18 protein-coding genes and 1 pseudogene are annotated in these 16,660 nt (G+C 68.4%); 6 read left to right on the top strand and 13 right to left on the bottom strand.

Annotation, left to right across the window (positions count from 1 at the left end):
- The first annotated feature begins 10 nt into the window (after positions 1-10).
- The 6 genes and pseudogenes from WKW77_RS05195 (at position 11) to WKW77_RS05175 (ending at position 6,003) form a co-directional block, all read left to right on the top strand.
- Positions 11-1,141, top strand: a complete 1,131-nt coding sequence (locus WKW77_RS05195) for a DUF5938 domain-containing protein (protein ID WP_340355776.1) — start codon at positions 11-13, stop codon at positions 1,139-1,141.
- 6 nt (positions 1,142-1,147) lie between these two features.
- Positions 1,148-2,692 (top strand): acyl-CoA synthetase, encoded by a 1,545-nt coding sequence (locus tag WKW77_RS05190; RefSeq protein WP_340355775.1) that lies wholly within the window; start codon positions 1,148-1,150, stop codon positions 2,690-2,692.
- Positions 2,693-2,847: 155 nt separating this feature from the next.
- Positions 2,848-2,931: pseudogene (locus tag WKW77_RS34980) on the top strand (twin-arginine translocation signal domain-containing protein); the annotation flags it as partial.
- Entirely contained in the window at positions 2,932-3,999 is a 1,068-nt protein-coding gene (locus WKW77_RS05185) for a type 1 periplasmic-binding domain-containing protein (RefSeq protein ID WP_340355774.1), read from the top strand. It abuts the pseudogene before it with no gap.
- 103 nt (positions 4,000-4,102) lie between these two features.
- Complete coding sequence (locus WKW77_RS05180; RefSeq protein WP_340355773.1) at positions 4,103-5,419, top strand: alpha/beta hydrolase; 1,317 nt, start codon at positions 4,103-4,105, stop codon at positions 5,417-5,419.
- Complete coding sequence (locus WKW77_RS05175) at positions 5,365-6,003, top strand: uracil-DNA glycosylase family protein (RefSeq protein ID WP_422823150.1); 639 nt, start codon at positions 5,365-5,367, stop codon at positions 6,001-6,003. The genes WKW77_RS05180 and WKW77_RS05175 overlap by 55 nt, the downstream gene beginning before the upstream one ends.
- Here WKW77_RS05175 and WKW77_RS05170 read toward each other — a convergent pair.
- The 13 genes from WKW77_RS05170 to nac all read right to left on the bottom strand — a co-directional run bounded on the left by WKW77_RS05170 (position 6,000) and on the right by nac (position 16,589).
- Positions 6,000-6,542 (bottom strand): hypothetical protein, encoded by a 543-nt coding sequence (locus tag WKW77_RS05170; protein ID WP_340355771.1) that lies wholly within the window; start codon positions 6,540-6,542, stop codon positions 6,000-6,002. The two genes, WKW77_RS05175 and WKW77_RS05170, sit on opposite strands and share 4 nt — an antisense overlap.
- Before the next feature lie 172 nt (positions 6,543-6,714).
- The gene (locus tag WKW77_RS05165; RefSeq protein WP_340355770.1) at positions 6,715-7,557 is read right to left on the bottom strand and encodes an ABC transporter substrate-binding protein; all 843 of its coding nucleotides are present in this window, start codon (positions 7,555-7,557) and stop codon (positions 6,715-6,717) included.
- 51 nt (positions 7,558-7,608) lie between these two features.
- The gene (locus WKW77_RS05160; protein WP_340356193.1) at positions 7,609-8,343 is read right to left on the bottom strand and encodes an amino acid ABC transporter ATP-binding protein; all 735 of its coding nucleotides are present in this window, start codon (positions 8,341-8,343) and stop codon (positions 7,609-7,611) included.
- Positions 8,344-8,447: 104 nt separating this feature from the next.
- Entirely contained in the window at positions 8,448-9,206 is a 759-nt protein-coding gene (locus WKW77_RS05155) for an amino acid ABC transporter permease (RefSeq protein WP_340355769.1), read from the bottom strand.
- Between the two features lie 3 nt (positions 9,207-9,209).
- Positions 9,210-9,911, bottom strand: coding sequence for an amino acid ABC transporter permease (locus WKW77_RS05150; protein ID WP_340355768.1), 702 nt, complete (start codon positions 9,909-9,911; stop codon positions 9,210-9,212).
- A gap of 43 nt (positions 9,912-9,954) precedes the next feature.
- A complete protein-coding gene (locus WKW77_RS05145; protein ID WP_340355767.1) occupies positions 9,955-10,707 on the bottom strand; it encodes an SDR family oxidoreductase in 753 nt (250 codons plus the stop codon).
- Positions 10,708-10,818: 111 nt separating this feature from the next.
- Complete coding sequence (locus tag WKW77_RS05140; protein ID WP_340355766.1) at positions 10,819-11,592, bottom strand: LamB/YcsF family protein; 774 nt, start codon at positions 11,590-11,592, stop codon at positions 10,819-10,821.
- Positions 11,593-11,611: 19 nt separating this feature from the next.
- Complete coding sequence (locus WKW77_RS05135) at positions 11,612-12,022, bottom strand: acetyl-CoA carboxylase biotin carboxyl carrier protein (protein ID WP_340355765.1); 411 nt, start codon at positions 12,020-12,022, stop codon at positions 11,612-11,614.
- A gap of 1 nt (position 12,023) precedes the next feature.
- Positions 12,024-13,010, bottom strand: coding sequence for a 5-oxoprolinase subunit C family protein (locus tag WKW77_RS05130; protein ID WP_340355764.1), 987 nt, complete (start codon positions 13,008-13,010; stop codon positions 12,024-12,026).
- Positions 13,007-13,735, bottom strand: a complete 729-nt coding sequence (pxpB, locus tag WKW77_RS05125; protein ID WP_340355763.1) for a 5-oxoprolinase subunit PxpB — start codon at positions 13,733-13,735, stop codon at positions 13,007-13,009. Before pxpB ends, WKW77_RS05130 begins: the two co-directional genes overlap by 4 nt.
- Positions 13,732-15,084, bottom strand: a complete 1,353-nt coding sequence (gene accC / locus WKW77_RS05120; protein WP_340355762.1) for an acetyl-CoA carboxylase biotin carboxylase subunit — start codon at positions 15,082-15,084, stop codon at positions 13,732-13,734. Before accC ends, pxpB begins: the two co-directional genes overlap by 4 nt.
- 4 nt (positions 15,085-15,088) lie before the next feature.
- Entirely contained in the window at positions 15,089-15,535 is a 447-nt protein-coding gene (locus WKW77_RS05115; RefSeq protein WP_340355761.1) for an acetyl-CoA carboxylase biotin carboxyl carrier protein, read from the bottom strand.
- A gap of 115 nt (positions 15,536-15,650) precedes the next feature.
- A complete protein-coding gene (gene nac, locus WKW77_RS05110; protein ID WP_340355760.1) occupies positions 15,651-16,589 on the bottom strand; it encodes a nitrogen assimilation transcriptional regulator NAC in 939 nt (312 codons plus the stop codon).
- Positions 16,590-16,660: the final 71 nt, after the last annotated feature.

The raw sequence follows: 16,660 nt of genomic DNA, 5'->3' as shown, positions 1-16,660 counted from the left end.
GGAGACACGCATGAGCAGCAGCAAGAAACCCGTCATCGTCTACGGCGCCTCCGGCTACACCGGGCGCCTGGTGTGCGAATACCTGCGCGAATACGGCATCCCCTTCATTGCGGCCGGTCGCAGCGCGGAGAAGCTGAACGACGCGATGAAAAGCAACGTGCCCGGCATCGAGACCGCGAGCTTCGAGGTGGTCGAGGTGCAGCACACCACCGACGCACTGACGAAGCTCTTCAGCGGCGCGTCCGTGGTGCTGAACACCGTCGGCCCGTTCGCGAAGTTCGGCCACGAGGTGGTGCAGGCCTGCCTCGCGGCGAAGTGCCACTACACCGACACCACCGGCGAGCAGGACTGGCTGATCACGCTCGAACGCGAGTACGGCGCGCAGTTCGCATCCGCGGGCTTGCTGCTGTCGCCCGGCCTCGCGCAGATGTACACCACCGGCGAGATCGCGGCGCAGTTGTGCCTCGAAGAGCCGGGGCTCGACACGCTGGACATCGCGGTGTTCTGGGGTGGCAGCCCGACGATCGCCTCGACCCAGACGATCCTCGTCAACGCGGCGACCTCGAAGGCCTACTACCTCGAGCAGAAGCAGTACGTCGAATGGCCCGCCGATGCCGGCCTCTACCAGCTGGCGATTCCCGGCCAGCACGAACTCGCGCTGGCGCTGCCGTGGGGCGGCACCTCGCACCCGGTTTGGTTCAAGCGCGATCCGCGCGTGGCCAACGTGAAGGTGCTCGGCGGCGTGTTCAATCGGCCGCTGATGCTGGGGGTGCCTCAGATCGTCGCCGCGGCGCTGAAAGCGACCGAAGGCATGAAAGACGACGACCGCTACGCCGCGCTGGCACAGACGGCCGCGAGCGTGATGAACACCATGCCGCCGCGCGAGAACCCGCGGCTGAACCGCTCGCTCGATTCGGTCCACGCCTCGGGCCCGATGGGGCGCGCGCACTGCGTCATCCATGGCCATTGCAACTACAAGCAGACCGGCCTGCTGCAGGCGTTCGCGGCCTACTCGCTGCTGCAGCAGCCGCCACGACGCGCGGGCTTCGCGTCGGGCTGCCAGGCCTTCGGCCACCGCGAACTGCTCGGCGCCCTGAAGACCTTCGGCCTGGTGATGGACCCGGTGCTGACCCGCTCCTGAACCACCATGCGGCTGACCGACTACCTCGACAAGGGCGCGCAGCTCGGCGCCGATGCGCCCTGCCTCACGATGAACGGGCAGGACCTGAGCTATGCGCAGGTGCAGCGCATCAGCCACCGGGTCGCACGCGCGCTTCAGCACTCGGGCATCGCGCCCGGCGACAAGGTCGCGGTGCTGTCGGGCAACGACGCGCACGCCTTCGCCTGCGTGTTCGGCATCTCGCGCGCGGGCGCGGTGTGGTGCCCGATCAATCCGCGCAACGAGGCGGCCGAGAACAGCTATGTGCTCGACGCCTTCGACTGCGCGGCGCTGATCTTCCACAGCACGTATCTCCCGATGGTCGAGCAGATGCGTGCGCAGCTGCCCAAGCTGAAGACGCTGGTCTGCCTCGACCGCGCGTGCGAGATCGCGCCATCGTGCAGCGACTGGCTCGAAGGCGTGCCGGACGAACCCTTGCAGGTCGAACCGCCCGATGACGTCGCGATGATCGCCGGCACCGGCGGCACCACCGGCCGCCCCAAGGGCGTGATGCTGACCGGCCGCAACCTGGAGACGATGTCGGCGCTGACGCTGATGGGCTACCCCTTCGACGGCCGGCCGGTCTATCTCGCGCTCGCGCCGCTGACGCATGCGGCCGGCGTGCTGTGCCTGCCGGTGATGACGCTCGGCGGACGCATCGTGATCCTGCCGAAGCCCGAGATCGGCGATTTCCTCGCGGCGATCGAGCATCACGCGGTCACGCACACCTTCCTGCCACCGACGCTGATCTACATGCTGCTCGCGCACGAGAGGCTCGCGGCGACGAAGCTCGATTCGCTGCAGTGCTTCTGGTATGGCGCGGCGCCGATCTCGGCCGCGCGGCTCGAAGAGGCGCTCACGAAGGTCGGGCCGGTGATGGCGCAGCTCTTCGGCCAGACCGAGGCGCCAATGATGATCTCGATGATGCCTCCGCGCGATCACTTCCACGCCGACGGATCGGTCGCGCGCGAGCGCCTCTCCTCTGCTGGCCGGCCTGGCCCGCTGGTGCAGGTCGCGATGATGGATGGCGACGGCCGCCTGCTCCCGCGCGGCGAGACCGGCGAGATCGTGGTGCGCAGCTCGCTCGTCATGGCCGGCTACTACAAGGACGCGGAGGCCACCGCCGAAGCCTCGCGGCACGGCTGGCACCACACCGGCGACATCGGCTACCTCGATGCCGACAACTTCCTCCACATCGTCGACCGCGCGAAGGACATGATCATCAGCGGCGGCTTCAACGTCTATTCGGTCGAGGTCGAGCAGGCATTGATGCAACACCCCGACGTGCAGGACAGCGCGGTGGTCGGCCTGCCCGACGACAAGTGGGGCGAACGCGTAGTGGCGGTGATTCAGCCGCGCACGGGCAAGCACGTCGATGCCGCCGAGATCCAGGCCTTCGTCAAGGCGCGCATCGGCAGCGTGAAGGCGCCCAAGCAGGTGGAGATCTGGCCCAACCTGCCGCGCTCCAAAGTGGGCAAGGTGCTGAAGAAGGACGTGCGCGGCGAGCTGCTCCGTCGCAGCGGCGCGGCGTAGCGGGCAGCAGCGCCACGATCTGCTCTCTATTGAGGGCACCTTCACCTTCGATTCCGGCCTGCCGCGAACGAATCCTTTGGCATGCGTGACCTATTTCACGCAGCGAAGGTGGCCGGACGCAGTCCTGTCATGCGCGCCTCCTAGCCTCGCGCCGCATGAATCCACCGCAACCTCTCTCGCGCCGCCGCCTCCTCCAGGCCTCGGCCGCCACTGCTGCATGCGCCGTCACCGGCGCCCCGATGCGCTCTTTCGCCCAGTCACGTCCCCCCGACGGCGCCGGTCCGCGCGTCACGCAGCTGCTCGACATGTCGCCGGACCAGCAGGAGTTCTCCCGGGACTACGCGACCGGCATCCGCCTCGCCTTCGCCGAACTGCGCAAGGCCAACATCGCCGCGCCGCAGCTTTCCACGGTGGAGACCGACGGCACGGACGTCTCGGCGCGCAATGCGATCCAGCTCGTCAGGAACGACCCCGCGCAGGTAGCCCTGCTGGGCACGGTGGGCGAGGCGCTGGCCCTGTCGAGCTTCCGGGAGGCCGCCGCCGCGAAGCTGGACATCGCCCATGTCGCGCCGTGGCTGGCCGATTCGCAGTTCGACCGCGATCCGCACGTGTTCAGCCTCTTCGCCTCGCGCGAGGACCAGATCCGCTACGTGCTCAGGAACCTCGCCGAAATGGGCGTTTCCGAACTCGGCATGGTGTACCCGAACCCGGCGCGCGCCGAAGCCCTCCGCGCCAGCACCGAGGCGATCGGCGGCCGGCTGAAGATCAGGCTGCGCACGCTGACCATCCCGGCCGGGCAGGACCCGGCGGCCTATGCATCGCAACTGCGCCCCGACGCGCCCTTCTTCCTCGTCTTCATGGGCGCGGGCATCGAGCTCGCGCAGTTCACGCAGGGCCTGAGCCGCCGCCGCATGCAGCGCTACGTGGTGTGCCTGGCCGATGTCGACACCAACACCTTCCTGCAGCTCAACCCCGGCAAATCGGTGCCGATCATCTTCACGCAGGTCGTGCCCAACCCGCGCTCCAGCAAGGTGCCGGTGGTGCGTGCGTATCGCGACGCACTCCAGCGCCTGTTCGACGAGGCGCCCACGCCGGTCAGCCTGGCCGGCTATCTCGCCGGCCGCTATGCGGCGCAGGTGATCGCGGGCACGGGCGCGAACCCGTCGCGCGCCAAGGTACTCGCGGAGTTCCAGCGCCGCCGGTCGATCGATGTCGACGGCTGGCGCATCGAGTACGCGGACGGCGGCCGCGCGAGCAGCTTCGTGAGCCAGACGCTCCTGAACGCACAGGGCGCCTTCGTCGGCTGAAACGCGGCGCGGGGGCCGCTCCCTATACTCGCGAAAGGGTCCGGCGCCTGTCGCGCGGCAGGCGCCCTCCACCAGCCATCCACGCCTGCCATCCCTTTCGAGTATGACCGCCGCGCACGCCCCCGACTCGATCGCCACAGGAGCACGCGACACGGGGCGCCTCGGGAGCGCGGCAAGAACCGTCTGCGCGGTGCTCCTGGCGGGACTGCTCGCGGCCTGCCATGCGCCGGTGCGGCTCATGCCGACGCCCGCGTCCTTCAGCAACGGCGACGTCGACCCCTTCGAGAAGATCGGCGCCAAGCTCCAGACCACCGAGGTGCCGGTGTTCTACGCCACCAACCGCGTGGCGCTGATCGAGCACCCGGACCCGATCCACACCATCGTGCCGAGCGACGACCTGCGCATGGGCACCGCGCACGTTCGCGTCGGCGACGAGACGCTGGACTGGGAGACGCTGCACCGCCTCTCGACGAGCACCGACCCGGATGAGCGGCCGATCGTCCACCTGCAGCGTCTGGAGCAGATGGCGAAGCTGCGTTCCGGCGAGGCGGTGAAGGACTCGCCCGATGCCAAGGCCTTCTTCACGATGGTGAACCAGGCGCTGGCCGCGAGTCCGAACAGCGAGCTGCTGATCTACGTGCACGGCTCCAACAACACCGTGCCGCGCGCGGCAGCGCAGGCGGCGCAGTTCCGGCACTTCACGGGCCGGCGCATGGTGGTGCTGGTGTTCATGTGGCCTTCGGCCGGGTCGATCCTTCGCTATCTCACAGACGTCAGCAACGCGGAGGCCTCGGTCGAACCCTTTGCGCGCATGGTCGAGCTGCTCGCCGAGAACACGAGCGCCTCGAAGATCGACGTGCTGGCCTACAGCGCCGGTGCGCAGGTGCTGAGCCCCGCGCTGGTGCGCCTGGGAACGCCCCGCCCTGGAGAGTCGCGCGAACAGCTCCAGAAGCGCCTGCGGCTCGGGCAGATCTACTTCACCGCGCCCGACATCGACACGCGCCGGTTCGTCGACGAGCTGGGCGGCTACATCGACGTCATCGAGCGCGTGAGCATCGCGGCCAACCTCAACGATTCGGTCCTGCGCTTCGCCGCGATCGTCGGCCGGGCCTCGCGCGCTGGGCGCCCCGACGTGACCGAGCTCGACGAGACGCAGACCCGCTTCCTCGTGGACGCCTCGCGCAAGCTGCGCTTCGACCTGATCCGCGTCGATCCGAAGGACATCCCCAACCTGCCGGAGAACTCGCATGCCTTCTGGTACGACGACCCGTGGGTCAGCGGCGACATGCTCGCGCAGTTCGTGCTGAACGCACCGCCGCCCCGGCGCGGGCTGGACGAACAGCTCACGGCGGGCGGGGCGCGCTACTGGCGCTTTCCCGCGGACTTCCACGACCGGATCTACCGGTTGTTCAGACCGTGACCGCCCGGGGCCTTGCACCGCTGCTGCGCGACATCCGCGCGTGCACCCTGTGCGCGCCGAACCTGCCGCATCCGCCGAGGCCCGTGTTGCAGGTCCATCGCGCCGCCTGCATCCTCGTCGCGGGCCAGGCGCCGGGGAGAAAGGTGGACCACAGCGGCATCCCCTTCGACGACGCGAGCGGCGATCGTCTGCGCCTCTGGATGGGCATCGACAGGGAGACCTTCTACGACCCGACCCTGATCGCCGTCGTGCCGATGGGCTTCTGCTATCCGGGCACTGGCGCCTCGGGCGACCTGCCACCCCGGCCGGAGTGCGCCACCGCCTGGCGCGACCGCGTGCTCGCCGGGTTGCCGAACATCCGCCTGACGCTGGTGATCGGCCAATACGCACAGGCCTGGCACCTCGGGCACGGCGCCGGCGCGGGGGTGACCGAGACGGTCCGCGCGTGGCGCGAGCATTGGCCCGCAATGCTCCCCCTGCCCCATCCGAGCCCGCGCAACAACCTCTGGCTGCGCCGCAATCCGTGGTTCGAGGAGGAGGTGATTCCGGCGCTGAGGGCGCGGGTGCAAATGCTGCTCGGCTAACGCACCAGCAGGCTGCGCAAGCCCTTCAGCACCCCCGGTGCCGGCCGCGCCTGCAACGCCCACTTCGTATAGCGCAGGCGCTCCTCCACCAGCACCACGCCGAGCGCCCGGAGGTTCTCGCGGTTGTAGTGCCATTGCCCGGACACCACGAAGTGGCCCGCCATCGCATGGGGCGTGATGCTCACGCCGACTGCGCCGATGCGCTCCATCGTCTCCGCGCGCGCGGCCGCTTGCTGCGAGCCGCCGCCGAGGATGTCCACACGGCGCGTGAAGGTGAAGCTCACGGTCTGGACCTGCTGGAAGCCGTCGGCCAGGAACTGGCAGATCTCCAGGAAGATCAGGCGCCCGATGTGGATCTGCGCATCGCTCACCATCGTGGCGGGACGGAAGTGCTCGATGTGGACCACGCTGCCACCGTTGCTCACCGGCACCGGGTCGATCGTGCCCAGCAGGGCCTCGCCATCAAGGATGTTCATGACCCCGCCCAGCCGATAGGGCGAGCCGAAGGGACCGGTGATCTGGAGTCTTCGCAGGTTCATGGAGCGGTCGCGTGAGTTGCACGCACCTTGCCGACGTCCGACGTTGCACGCGCAGCAAGGCTTGCTCGTGTCTATCGGCGCTTGCGGCCAAATGTTGAGGGCGGAGCCGGCGAGTATGTCTCAAGCCGCCCTCGATCTGGCTAGGCAGACGAACCTAGAGGGCACCGGCCGCTCAGGGCAGCAGCTCGAACTTCAGGTCCGCCAGAGGCGTCACCTTCTCGTCCCGCGTGAGCTTGTACTCGGTGTTCGGCCCGAGCCACTTGGCCCACAGCCTGTCGATCTCGCCCGACTTGTCGAGCGCGTAGAGCGCGGCGTTCACCTTGGACAGCAGCACCGGCTCGTCCTTCTTCATGCCGATGCCGATCGGCTGGTAGACCATCGGCTCCTTGATCATCTTGAGCTCGACGCCCGAGGTCTTCGACTGGTTGACCAGCTTGGTGATGGTCATGGTGTTCGCCACCATGCCGACGGACTTGTTCTGCTGCACCGCCATGAACGCCGAGCCGGTGTCCTGGAAGGTCACGGGCTCGGAGCCGTTCATCTTGATCGACAGCTCGGAGGTCGAGCCCTTCGTCGAGCTCAGGCGCTTGCCCTTGAAGTCGGCCTTGGTCGTGCCGGGGTCGGAGGCCTTCACCGCGAGCATTTCCTTGGCGATGTAGTACGGGTCGCTGAACTGGATCTGCTCACCGCGGCTCTTGGTGTAGGCGAGGTTCGCGACCGTGACGTCGACGCGCCCGAGCTTGACCTCCGGCACGCGTGCTTCCACCGACAGCGGCGTGACCTTCGCGGTCAGGCCGAGCTGCTTCGCGAGCGCATTGCACAGGTCGACGTCGAAGCCGACCATCTCGCGCGTCTTTGGATCGGGCGCGGCGAAAGGCGGAACGTCCGCGAAGGTGCCGCATTTCAGTTCCTTGCGCTGGCTGATCTCGTCCCATTGGTCCGCGTGCGCGAACACGGCGAGTGCGGACAAGCTGCAGCCGATGACGGCCAGACGGATCGCAGTCTTCTTCGACATGATGAACTCCAGGTGACGTGGTTTGCTGTGAAAGATGGAATGCGCGGCGCCTCAATGCGCGCGCAGATCGGACAGGAAGCGCTTCGCGCGCGGATGCTGCGGATTGCAGAAGAACTCCTTGGGCTCGGCTTTCTCCAGGATCTGGCCGGCATCCATGAACCAGACGCGGTCCGCGACCTCGCGCGCGAAGTTCATCTCGTGCGTGACGCACATCATGGTCATGCCCTCGTTGGCGAGGCCGCGCATGACCGAGAGCACTTCGCCGACCATCTCGGGGTCGAGCGCGCTGGTGGGCTCGTCGAACAGCATCGCGGGCGGTTCCATCGCGAGGGCGCGCGCGATCGCCACGCGCTGCTGCTGGCCGCCCGAGAGCTGCGCGGGATAGGCACCCGCCTTGTTGGCGAGCCCCACGCGTTCGAGCAGTTGCATTGCCTTGTCGCGAGCCACCGCGCGCTTCACACCCAGCACGCGCGTCGGCGACAGCATGATGTTCTCGAGCACCGACAGGTGCGGGAACAGGTTGAAGCTCTGGAACACGAAGCCGATGCGGCTGCGCAGCTTGTTCAGCGCGGCGCTACCCATCGGTGCATGGATGTCGTGGCCGTCGAAGAGCAACTGGCCCGACTTGATCTCTTCCAGGCGGTTGACGGTGCGGATCAGCGTCGACTTGCCCGAGCCCGACGGGCCGCAGACCACGACCACCTCGCCGCGCTTGACTTCGGCGTTGACGTCGGTGAGCGCCTGGTAGTCGCCGTACCACTTGTTGATGTTGGAGAACAGAATCATCGGGGAGTCCTCTGCGGCCGCTGGCGGCCGGCGTTGGGCGGTGTCGGGGGTCATGCTTTCCGTCTCCTGGTTTGTCGTTCGATCGTGCCGTCGTGCGCGGCCTCTCACGGATTCGTGGCGACCGTCGGCGGCAGCGTGCTCTGCGCTTCGACGGGTTTGGCCGCTGTCATGCCGGCCCGCTTGTGGGCGATGCGCCGCTCCACCCACTGCGCCAGCTGCGTGAGGCTGAAGCACACCACGTAGAACGTCACGGCCAGGATGAAGAACACCTGGAACGGCTTGGTCAGCAACTGGTTGTTGATCTGGTTCGCGGCGAAGGTCAGTTCCTGCACGTTGATCACGTAACCCAGCGTCGTCTCCTTGATCGTGGAGATGAACTGGCTGAGCATGCTCGGCAGCATGTTGTAGAGCGCCTGCGGGAGGATCACGTACCACATGGTCCCGAGGTGGCTGTGTCCCAGCGAACGGGCCGCCTCGACCTGTCCCTTGGGCAGCGCCTGGATGCCGGCGCGCACCACCTCCGACAGGTAGGCGCCTTCGTAGATCACCAGCGTGCAGAGCATGGTCGTGAAGCCGGAGACCTCGCGCCCGATCAGGAGCGGCACGAGGAAGTAGACCCACAGGATCACCATCAGCAGCGGCACGCCGCGCACCACGTACACCAGCACCGCGGCCGGCCAGCTCAGCGCCTTCCAAGGCGACAGCCGGGCCAGCGCCAGGAGCACCGAGAGCGGGAAGGCCATCAGGATGCCGAGCACGGAAAGAATCAGCGTCGCGCAGATGCCGCCCAGCGGGCCGTTCGGATACTGGCCGACGAGCAGCAGCAGCCAGTTGTCGCGAAGGATCTCGAAGATGCTGTACATGGCTTACCTCGCCCCCGCGATGCGATAGCGCCGGGCAACCCATGCGCCGATGCTCATGATGATCAGCGACAGCACGAGGTAGAGCACCGTGGCGACGCTGTAGGCCTCGAAGGCGCGGAAGCTCTGGCTTTCCACTTCCTTCACCGCGTGCGTCAGTTCGGCGACGCCGATCGCCATCGCGAGGCTGCTGTTCTTGAAGAGCGACACGCTGTGGTTGACCAGCGCGGGAATCGCGTTGCGCATCGCCTGCGGCAGGATGACGTGGCGCATCGAGCCGATGTAGCCGTGGCCCAGTGCGCGTGCCGCTTCGGCCTGCCCCGCGGGGATCGCACGCAGGCCGGAGCGGATGTCTTCGCTGAAGTACGCCGCCTGGCACAGCCCGAGCGCGATGATCGAGATGAGCGCTTCTGCGTTGTGGTCCGAGAGCCAGGCCTGCACCGCATCGGGCAGCACGCTGAAGATGCCGAAGTACCAGAACATCAGCTGCACCAGCGTCGGGACGTTCCGGTGGTAGGAGATGTAGGCGGCGACCACGCGTTCGGCGATGCGGTTGGTCGTGAGCCGCACCATCAGCAGCACGATCGCGATCGCCATCGCGAGGAGCCACGATCCGGCGGCGATCTTCAGGGTCATCTCCACGCCATGCAGCAGCATGGCGCCGAACTCGGGCTTCAGAAGGACGGCGAGTAGATCGAAGTCTTTCATGGTCCGCTCCTTCGTGGGTGTCGTGCCTTGGCGGCTCCGGGCCTCAGGCCTTCGCCTCTTGGGGCCGGGTGGTGGAGAGTCCGCCCGGCACCTGCAGCGTCGGCGTGATCTCCATGTGGCCGACGTTCACCGCGATCGGCGCGGCGATCGCGAAGGCGATGGCGTTCGCGATGTCCTCGGCCTGCGGCAATTCGAAGCCTTCGACGAAGCGCTTGTAGGTCTCTTGGGAATCGCCGTGCACGTGCGCGAAGATGTCCGTGGCGACGCGACCCGGACAGATCTCCGTGACGCGCACGCGCTTGCCGAAGAGGTCGATGCGAAGCTGGCGCGACAGCATGCTCACCGCCGCCTTGGTCGCGTGATAGGTGCTGTTGCCGTTGAAGTTGTAGGCGCCGGCGATCGAGCTGATGTTGACCACATGGCCGCGATCGCGCGCCGCCATGCCCGGCACCACCAGCCGGCAAAGGTGCAGCACCGCGCGCAGGTTCACGTCCACCAGCAGATCGATGCCTTCCTCGTCGGCCGCAAGGATCGAGCCCGGCCGATCGACGCCCGCGTTGTTGACGAGCACGTCGAAAGGCACTTCCTTCGCGAGCCGCGTGATGCCTTTGGTGTCGGCGACGTCCAGCGCGTGGGGAATGCAGCCGGTGCGCGCGGCGAGTTCGTCCAGCTTGCCGGCGCTGCGCGCGATCGCATGGACCTGCAAACCTTCCTTGCAGAGGCGCTCGACGACGGCGGCGCCGATGCCCGACGAGGCGCCGGTGACGAGTGCGGTCTTGTAATCGGAGAACGGCATCTTTGCTTCTTTCCTTGATGAAATTTCACTGTATCGATCGGCGGGAATCGGCGCCAAGACGGAATGTCTGTGGAGAGATAAGGCGTCCTTATGTCCGGGTTCTCCGGGGTGTCAGGGGTTCAGGGCGAGCTGCCGCGAGATCGGCACCACGCGGCCGGCGGACTCGACCACGCCGCGCACCGCGCGCGCCAGCGCGACCGCGCCCGGCGTGTCGCCGTGCACCAGGATCGAACGGGCCTTCATCGGGATCCGCTTGCCGCCGTAGGTGGTGACCGTGCCGTCTTCCAGCAACTGCCGCACCCGGGCCAGCACCGCTTCGGGATCGTGGATCACCGAATCTGGCAGCTTGCGCGGCACCAGCAGGCCATCGTCGTCGCAGGCCCGATCGGCCAGGAAGGTGGTGGCGACGCGCAGGCCGCATCGTTCGGCCGCGCCTTCGATCGCGCGGCTCGCGGAGGAACTGATGATGAGGTCGGGGTCGAAGTCCGCGACCGCCCGCACCAGCGGCTCCGCCAGCGCCGCATCCGCCGCGGCCATGTTGCCCAGCGCGCCGTGGAAGCTCATGTGGGTCACGCGATGCCCGGCGGATCGCGCCATGCCGGCCAGCGCGCCGAGCTGGTAGGTCACGTAGGTGGCGAGTTCGGCGGTGTCGATCTGCATCTGCCGGCGACCGAAGCCCATGAGGTCGGGAAAACCCACATGCGCGCCGATGTCCACGCCCTTGCTTCCCGCCGTGCGCACGGTGCGGTTCATGATGACCGGGTCGCCGGCATGGAAGCCGCACGCGATGTTGGCGGAAGAGACGACCTCCAGCAGCGCTTCGTCCTCGCCCATGCGCCAGGGGCCGAAGCCTTCGCCGAGGTCGGCGTTCAGATCGATGTCCATGTGAGTGTCCTTGGCGCGTTCAGTCGACGCGCAGTTCGAAGAGCGCGCTGCCGTAGCCGACGGCAGCGCCGGTTTCCTCGCGCACGCCGGTCACTTGCCCCGCGGCCGGCGCGGTGACCGGCACGAGCAGCGGGCCGATCCGCAGAAGGCCGAGCGCCTGCCCCGCCTTCACCCGTCCTCCCTTGCGAACGACGGGCTTGTCGTGCAGCGGATGGGCATGCAGGAACACGCCGACGCCCGGGGCGCTCGCGAGGGCCAGCGGGGTCGCGGCCTCGTCATCCGGCATGTCGTCAGCCAGTTGCACGATCTCGCCCGAAGCCGGCCCACGGCTGAGCCGGATGTTGCCGCCGGGCGTGCGCAGTTCCAGCAGCCCGATGTCGGTGTCGGCCAGCCACGCGGCCATCTGCTTGAGTTCGTCCGCAGTCGGCATGTCAGTTCCTTTGCGGGGCGCTGCGGTGGAGTTCCACGACGCGGCTCACCTTGCCGAGCCAGGCCTCGGTCTCGTCCAGCGCGGCGACCGCCTCGGCCCAGCCGACTTCGACGAAGCGGATGCGGCTGCCGATCGGCGCCTGCCCGAGCCGCCACAGGTCGGCCTCGATGACCGTCCCGAACTTGGGGTAGCCGCCCGAAGGCTGCGCGTCGCGCATCTGGATGATCGGTTGCCCGCTGTGCGGGACCTGGATCACGCCGGGCACGATGCCGTGCGAGCGGATCTCCATCGGCGCGACCGGCTGCAGCGGCTCGCCTTCGAGGCGGTAGCCGTAGCGGTCGCTCTGCGCGGTGATCTTCCATTCGCCGGCCCAGAAGGCGTCGCGCGAGGACTTCTCGAAACCGAGGTACTCGGCAGCCGGCAGCACTCGCACGGCCGGCAGGCCGTCCACCTGCAGCGGCAGCGTCAACGAAGGCGGAACGAGGCCGAAGTGGGTGCGGCAGGTTTCACCCGCGCGACCTGCACGCAGCACGTCGCCGCGCCGCAGCGCGCGGCCTTCGTGCCCGCCGAAGGCGCCGCGCAGTTGCGTGCTGCGCGAACCCAGCACTTCCGGCACGTCCACGCCGCCGGCCACGCACAGCATCGCGCGGCTGCCGCGCTGTGCACCCCCTTGCGGCAGGCCGAGCGTGAGCACTTGGCCCGCGTGGGCCTGGTGCACCCACCACGGCATCAGCGGCGTGTCGTCCAGGCGCGCAGCGCAGTCGGCGCCGGTCAACGCGAAAGCGCAGTCTTCATCGAAGCGCACCTTGAACGGAAACACGGGCACCTCGATGGCCGCCGCGTTCGGGTCATTGCCGAGCATCAGGTTGCCGGCCGCGAGTGCGAGGTTGTCCATGGCGCCCGAAGTGCCCACGCCCCAGCGCAGGCTGCCCTTGCGGCCCGCGTCCTGCACGGTCGCGAGCGCGGCGGAGGAAAGGACTTCGATCATCGGATGATTCCTTGCACGCGAAAGCGGATCATGTCGCCCGGCTGCAGCAGCGCGGGCGGGTTCTGCGCGGGGTCGAAGAAGCACATCGAGGTGCTTCCGATGGTGTTCCACCCGCTCGGGCCGGCGGAGGCCGACACGCCGGTCTGCGCGCCGCCGATCGACACCGCACCGCCCGGAATGCTGAGCACCGGCACCTTGCGGCGCGGGGTGGCGATGCGCGGGTCCATGCCGCCGAGATAGCAGTAGCCGGGATGGCTGCCGAGCGCGTAGACCGGATAGGTCGGCGCGCTGTGCAGTTCGACGATCTCGTCCACGCTGAGCCCGGTGTGCGAGACCACGTCCGCCATGTGCGGCCCGCCTTCGCCGCCGTAGACCACGGGCAGCTCGACCACGCGGCCCTGCAGCGGCAGCGCGACGGCCGCATCCCATGCCGCATGCAGGCGCGCCTCCAGCGCCGCGAGCGCCTTCGCATCGCGCGGTGGCCGCTCGAAGGTCAGCATCAGGTTGTTCATGCCCGGCACCGCTTCGCGCACTTCGGGCCAGTCCTGCGCCTCGCGGGCGAGCGCCCAGATGCGCTGCTGCGAGGCCAGCGCCATCTCGCCGGGCGCCTCGAACAGCAGCGCGGTGGTTCCGAGCAGACTGATGGTTCCGGCCGATGGCGCGGATTGCGCGGATGGCGCCTTGCCGGTCGCGCGCGTCTTCGGGGCGGTCGCCTGCGTATTCATGTCGTGCTCCTTTGCTGAAGCCAACGTTCGAGATGATGGATGTCCACGCCACCGGCGGCAAATCCGTCGTCGCGCAGGATTTCGCGATGGAGCGGCACGTTGGTCGCGATGCCTTCGATGTGCATTTCGGCGAGCGCGAGCCGCATGCGGTCGAGCGCGTCGTCGCGGCTCGTACCCTGCACCACCAGCTTGGCGATCATCGAGTCGTAGTACGGCGGCACGCGATAGCCCGCGCCGGCATGCGAATCCACGCGCACGCCGAAGCCGCCGGGCACTTGCCAGCCGGTGATGCGGCCGGGCGACGGCGCGAAGCTGGACGGGTCTTCCGCATTGATGCGGCACTCGATCGCATGGCCCTGGCAGCGCACGTCGGCCTGCGCGAGCGACAGATGCTCGCCGCGCGCCATGCGGATCTGCTGCTGCACGATGTCGATGCCGGTGGTCATCTCGGTCACCGGATGCTCGACCTGCAGCCGCGTGTTCATCTCGATGAAATAGAACGCGCCGCGCTCGTAGAGGAATTCGAACGTACCCACGCCGCAGTAGCCGATCTGCCGGCACGCGGCCGCGCAGCGCTCGCCGACTTCGGCGATCAGTGCCTCGTCGATGCCCGGTGCGGGTGCTTCCTCGATCACCTTCTGATGGCGGCGCTGCAGCGAGCAGTCGCGGCTGCCGAGCCAGAGCGCATGGCCGTGGCTGTCGGCGAGCACCTGGATCTCGACATGGCGCGGGTGCAGCAGGAACTTCTCGATGTAGACCTCCGGATTGCCGAAGGCGCGGCGCGCTTCTTCGCGCGTCAGCGCCATCGCCTCCGTCAGCGCGGCCTCGTCGTGCACCACGCGCATGCCGCGCCCGCCGCCACCGCCTGCGGCCTTCACGATGACGGGGTAGCCCACATCGCGCGCCAGTGCCTTGACGGCTTCCGGGTCGTCCGGCAGGCCCTCGTCCGGCCCGGGCACGCACGGCACGCCGGCCAGCCGCATCGCGCGCTTGGCGGCCACCTTGTCGCCCATGGTGCGGATGCAGTCGGCGCTCGGGCCGATGAAGACGAGTCCGGCCTGCGCGACGCGATCGGCGAAGCCCGCGTTCTCCGAGAGAAAGCCGTAGCCCGGATGGATGGCCTGCGCACCGCTGACTTCCGCGGCGAAGAGGATGGCCGACTGGTTGAGGTAGCTGTCGCCGGGCGCGGCCGGCCCGATGCAAAGGGCCTGGTCCGCCTGCGAGACGTAGCCCGCGTCGCGGTCGGCCTCCGAATGCACCACGACGGTCCTGAGCCCGAGGCCGCGGCAGGCGCGCAGGATGCGCAGCGCGATCTCTCCACGGTTGGCGATGAGCACGGTATCGAACATCGCGTCATCCTTGCGCCATCAGGCGGAACAGCGGCCGGCCGGACTCGACTTCCTCCCCGGAGCGCACCAGCACTTCGGCGATCGTGGCGTCGTGGTCGATGTGCACCTCGTTGAAGACCTTCATGGCCTCGATCACGCAGAGCGTCTGTCCGGCCTTGACCGACTGGCCCGCCTGCACGAACGGCGGCTCGCCGGGGCTCGACTGGAGGTGGACCACGCCGTACAAGGGCGCGGGGTAGTCGGCCGGCGCCGATGAAGCGGGCGCCGGGGGGTCCTCGATGTCCGGTGCGGGCCCGGCCGCCGCCGTCTTCTGCACTGAACGGCGCGGGACGCCGTTCAGCGCCGACTGCTTCACCAGCCGCAGCGTGCTGCCGTTTTCGCTGAACTCAAGCTCCGACAGGTCCGAGCCTGCCAGCGCGTCGATGAGCGTCTTGATCTGTTCCTGTTTCATGCCGGGTCCGTCGAGACAGAACGTCCTTGGTTGGCATGAAAGGTACCGGCCCGGCGGCCGGCTGCCAAAGACGGATTGGCTGTGCCGGGATAAGGCCCGCTTATGACGCGGTTGGTCAGGACAGCGCGGTCAGCTCCGGCTCCGGCGTGGAGGTGACGGTGCCCGCGAGGTCGACCACCAGTTCGAGCAGGATGTCCTTCACCGCCTGCGCAGGCTCGGAAAGCGGCAGATGGTCCGACTGGCACAGCGCGAGCGGCGCCTCGATCACCGGCTCGACGATCTGGAACTGCCACGCGCCGCTGGCCGCCACGACCTCACGCGCCATGGAGGCAGGCAGGATGCTCGCGCCCAGCCCGTCCGCGATCGCCGAGGTGAGCGTGAAGGCCGATTCGATCTCCGCCACCACGTGCGGCACCATGCCCGCACGCACGAAGGCCGCGTCGACCAGCTTGCGCACGACGTTGTACGGGCGCGGCAACATCAGCTCGATGTCGCGCAGGTCGGCCAGGCGCACCGGCGCGGCCGGCGCGGGCGTGGTGGCGGGGCCGACGAGGTAAAGCGGCTCCTTGAGCAGCGGCAGGAAAGTCAGCCCGTGGATGGCCTTGTCGCCATAAAGAACGGCCAGGTCCATTCGGCCGTTCATGATGAGTTCGCTCAGCGTGGTGCCGTAGTTCTCGTTGAGGTAGAGCAGGATGCCCGGATGCCGCGCGCGCACCGTGCGCAGCAGCGGCAGCGAGAGCGCCGAGGCCGCGGTGCCCGGCGCCAGGCCCACCGACACCTGCCCCGAGAGCCCCTCGCCCGCCGCCTCCATGTCGACGCGCGCCTGCTCGCACTGGCGCAGGATGATCTGCGCGTGCCGGTAGAGCACCTTGCCGGCCTCGGTCGGCGTGACGCCGCGCTTGGTGCGCACCAGCAGCTGCTGCCGCACTTCGCCTTCGAGCGTCGCGAGCTGCTGGCTCAGCGCCGGCTGGGCAATGAAAAGCACTTCGGCGGCCTGCGTGAGGCTGCCGATGTCCACGATCTTGACGAAGTATTTGAGGCGTCTGAGGTTCACGCCTTCTCCCAAGCAAAAGGCAAGCCCGAGCCTAGCACCGGGGCGCCGCAGTGCCTATCGGGCCGCACCAT

Source organism: Variovorax ureilyticus (assembly GCF_037889935.1).
Lineage (GTDB): Bacteria > Pseudomonadota > Gammaproteobacteria > Burkholderiales > Burkholderiaceae_C > Variovorax > Variovorax ureilyticus.
The sequence above is the reverse complement of the archived record's forward strand: the minus strand, read 5'-3'. Positions and strand labels throughout refer to the sequence as shown.

Coding starts and splice junctions, on each gene's coding strand:
- WKW77_RS05115 (WP_340355761.1), bottom strand. CDS start 15,535: ATGAAACAGGAACAGATCAAGACGCTCATCGACGCGCTGGCAGGCTCG.
- WKW77_RS05185 (WP_340355774.1), top strand. CDS start 2,932: ATGCGCTCTTTCGCCCAGTCACGTCCCCCCGACGGCGCCGGTCCGCGC.
- WKW77_RS05180 (WP_340355773.1), top strand. CDS start 4,103: ATGACCGCCGCGCACGCCCCCGACTCGATCGCCACAGGAGCACGCGAC.
- accC (WP_340355762.1), bottom strand. CDS start 15,084: ATGTTCGATACCGTGCTCATCGCCAACCGTGGAGAGATCGCGCTGCGC.
- pxpB (WP_340355763.1), bottom strand. CDS start 13,735: ATGAATACGCAGGCGACCGCCCCGAAGACGCGCGCGACCGGCAAGGCG.
- WKW77_RS05140 (WP_340355766.1), bottom strand. CDS start 11,592: ATGGACATCGATCTGAACGCCGACCTCGGCGAAGGCTTCGGCCCCTGG.
- WKW77_RS05155 (WP_340355769.1), bottom strand. CDS start 9,206: ATGTACAGCATCTTCGAGATCCTTCGCGACAACTGGCTGCTGCTGCTC.
- WKW77_RS05170 (WP_340355771.1), bottom strand. CDS start 6,542: ATGAACCTGCGAAGACTCCAGATCACCGGTCCCTTCGGCTCGCCCTAT.
- WKW77_RS05190 (WP_340355775.1), top strand. CDS start 1,148: ATGCGGCTGACCGACTACCTCGACAAGGGCGCGCAGCTCGGCGCCGAT.
- WKW77_RS05195 (WP_340355776.1), top strand. CDS start 11: ATGAGCAGCAGCAAGAAACCCGTCATCGTCTACGGCGCCTCCGGCTAC.
- WKW77_RS05150 (WP_340355768.1), bottom strand. CDS start 9,911: ATGAAAGACTTCGATCTACTCGCCGTCCTTCTGAAGCCCGAGTTCGGC.
- WKW77_RS05130 (WP_340355764.1), bottom strand. CDS start 13,010: ATGATCGAAGTCCTTTCCTCCGCCGCGCTCGCGACCGTGCAGGACGCG.
- WKW77_RS05160 (WP_340356193.1), bottom strand. CDS start 8,343: ATGATTCTGTTCTCCAACATCAACAAGTGGTACGGCGACTACCAGGCG.
- WKW77_RS05145 (WP_340355767.1), bottom strand. CDS start 10,707: ATGCCGTTCTCCGATTACAAGACCGCACTCGTCACCGGCGCCTCGTCG.
- WKW77_RS05165 (WP_340355770.1), bottom strand. CDS start 7,557: ATGTCGAAGAAGACTGCGATCCGTCTGGCCGTCATCGGCTGCAGCTTG.
- WKW77_RS05135 (WP_340355765.1), bottom strand. CDS start 12,022: ATGCCGACTGCGGACGAACTCAAGCAGATGGCCGCGTGGCTGGCCGAC.